Here is a 535-nt window from a genome sequence, read left to right as displayed (position 1 = left end):
CTCCTTGCGGTTACCCCACCGACTTCGGGTGTTATAAACTCTCGTGGTGTGACGGGCGGTGTGTACAAGACCCGGGAACGTATTCACCGCGGCATGCTGATCCGCGATTACTAGCAATTCCGACTTCATGCAGGCGAGTTGCAGCCTGCAATCCGAACTGAGACCGGCTTTTTAGGATTCGTTCCACCTCGCGGCTTCACAGCCCGTTGTACCGGCCATTGTAGTACGTGTGTAGCCCAGGTCATAAGGGGCATGATGATTTGACGTCATCCCCACCTTCCTCCGGTTTGTCACCGGCAGTCACCTTAGAGTGCCCACCCGAAGTGCTGGCAACTAAGATCAAGGGTTGCGCTCGTTGCGGGACTTAACCCAACATCTCACGACACGAGCTGACGACAACCATGCACCACCTGTCTCCTCTGTCCCGAAGGAAAGCCCTATCTCTAGGACGGTCAGAGGGATGTCAAGACCTGGTAAGGTTCTTCGCGTTGCTTCGAATTAAACCACATACTCCACTGCTTGTGCGGGTCCCCGT

At 55.3% G+C, this 535-nt stretch carries 1 rRNA gene; it reads right to left on the bottom strand.

Annotated features, from left to right (window positions below):
- A 16S ribosomal RNA gene (locus CHH60_RS29385) occupies window positions 1-535 on the bottom strand; the annotation flags it as partial.

Source organism: Paenibacillus sp. 7523-1, assembly GCF_002276415.1.
In the GTDB taxonomy this organism is placed as follows: domain Bacteria; phylum Bacillota; class Bacilli; order Paenibacillales; family Paenibacillaceae; genus Paenibacillus; species Paenibacillus illinoisensis_A.
This window is presented reverse-complemented; position numbering and strand designations above follow the sequence as displayed.